The sequence below is a fragment of the Arsukibacterium sp. genome, assembly GCF_036735525.1.
GTDB lineage: Bacteria > Pseudomonadota > Gammaproteobacteria > Enterobacterales > Alteromonadaceae > Alishewanella.
The window spans coordinates 1-1,703 of the sequence record NZ_DAINOE010000203.1; the positions used below are offsets into that span (position 1 = coordinate 1).

1 protein-coding gene is annotated in these 1,703 nt (G+C 49.3%); it reads right to left on the reverse strand.

The window, feature by feature from the left end; all coding sequences use genetic code 11:
• Positions 1-142: 142 nt before the first annotated feature.
• Complete coding sequence (locus V7D78_RS17280; RefSeq protein WP_333609691.1) at positions 143-1,579, reverse strand: IS1182 family transposase; 1,437 nt, start codon at positions 1,577-1,579, stop codon at positions 143-145.
• Positions 1,580-1,703 lie beyond the last annotated feature (124 nt).

Consider the following 1,703-nt stretch of genomic DNA (forward strand, 5'->3'; position numbering starts at 1 on the left):
CCAACGCAAAGGCCGGCCGGCAATAAAAAAGGGCCGGATCATCCGGCCCTTTCAGATTAATGACAAACCCCGGTTTTTTAGCTGGGGTTTGTTTTTTCTGGCGTGAGATCCTCTCTGGAACAGGATTTCCTGCTCGTCTTTCTTAAACATGGTATTTTTTGAACCTCGGTTGGTAACTCATCATAATCTGCTCTGTGAAGGCTGTTATTGCCCATTTAACACCATAAAAAAGTGACAAAAAGGCCAGCAAGGCCATTTTCTTGATATTTTGCGCAACCGCTGCCAGTAAACACTGCATTTGCACTTTTGCCAGGCCACGGAACCGTGCATAGCGATGGCCATGATGTTGTTTTGCATCAGCGAAGCTGCGTTCAACCGTTTCCTTTCGTCGGTTATAAATTTTCTTGCCCCAAGGCGTGAGTCTCAACCCGCTCACATGCTCTTTGTCCTCTTCCCAGACATGACGGGTTAACGTCTTCTTATGTTGTTGGCTTTTCGTGCAATCTAATCTCAGCGGGCAGTCTTTACACCCTTTCGGGTCTGAGTTGTAGTGTCGGTAGCCATTGCGGTCCGTGGTGCTGTAGCTGAGAATTTCACCTTGGGGACAGCGATATGTGTCGGTGTTGCTGTCGTAGTTAAAGTGTTTCTTCTTGATGGGGTTAGCCGTGCCATTCGGACGACGGTAAGCGATGACCGGAGCAATTTGTCGCTCACGGATTAAATGACATAACGGCGCAGTAAAGTAACCTGCATCTAAGCCTACCGCTATCGGGGTAAACTTAAAGCGCTCTAACTGCCGGTCTAACCGCGCGATATATGGTTGGCTGTCATGCACATTACCTGGTGTGGCGAAGGTGTCGGTGATGATGCCGTGACGGCCATCCACTGTGCGATGGTCCAGATAGAAGAAGCCTTGAGGCTTGCCTTCCCTGGTCATAAAGCCGCTGTCTGGGTCTGTGGTGCTGACCTTCTGGTTTTTAACCTCAGTTGCTGGTTTGGCTTCTTTCAACGGCTTTTTACCATGTGCCTCACGGTCTGCTTCAATCGCCTTATCCAGCTCAGCAATATAGGCTGAGGTGCTGGCGGTGACTTCCTTGTTTATCGATTTACGCTTGTTCGCGCTGGCTTTTAAATGCGTGCTATCGGTATACAGCGTGTAGCCCCCAATCAGACGCTGCTCAAACGCCTGTTCAACTATCCGGTCAAAGATACGCTGGAATACATCGGTACCGTTAAAGCGGCGGATGCGGTTTTGGCTTAACGTCGACGCATCCGGCACTTTCTCTGTCAGGCCCATGCGTAAGAACCAGCGATACGCCACGTTTACCTGAATTTCCTGCATCAGGCGGCGCTCACTCGGCACCCCAAACAGGTAACCCAATATCATGATTTTAAATAAACGAACCGGGTCTATCGGCGGGCGGCCATTGTCTTTGCAGTAGAGGTGTTCCACTTCATCACGAATAAATTCGAAATCAATGGCGGCATCGACTTTACGGACTAAATGGTCTTTGGGCACAAGCTCTTCGAGCGTGACCATTTCCAATTGAAACTGTTGAGGAGAAGGAGTTTTGAGCATAGTAGTTAGCCGTCAATTCAACTAACCCTATTAGATCAAAGTCCTGGATCGGCGTCCAGGACTTTGTCAGCAGTCTGAAAGGCTGCCGCAGCAGCCTTTGTAGCAAACATTTAGCGGTTATACC

Bases quoted from the DNA above. Each gene is read 5' to 3' on its own strand.
- V7D78_RS17280 (WP_333609691.1), bottom strand. From the start codon at position 1,579: ATGCTCAAAACTCCTTCTCCTCAACAGTTTCAATTGGAAATGGTCACG.